We start from the raw sequence: 241 nt of genomic DNA on the forward strand, positions 1-241 counted from the left end.
AGATGCGGAACTGCTGGCCTCGCCCCAGCAGGGCAAAGTGGGGTTCCAGGGTGATTTCCTAGCGGGCCTCATCAACGGAACCGGAGAGGCGTTTGAAGCCGGTGACCACGCCATGCAGCGTGCGCAACTGCCTGGCAGGCGGCGGGATGAAACCGCGCATCGGCGATTGCTGCGGCGCGCCGTACAAGCTGAACGTGGCGTCCTGGCCGAGCATTTTCTCGGCAGCGATGTCGCGGGCGGT

Annotated in this window: 1 pseudogene; it reads right to left on the minus strand. The window is 65.6% G+C overall.

What is annotated here, in order from left to right:
- Positions 1-241 (minus strand): annotated as a pseudogene (locus tag HX855_RS33610) (contractile injection system protein, VgrG/Pvc8 family); the annotation flags it as partial.

The organism is Pseudomonas sp. IPO3778 (assembly GCF_013386825.1).
GTDB lineage: Bacteria > Pseudomonadota > Gammaproteobacteria > Pseudomonadales > Pseudomonadaceae > Aquipseudomonas.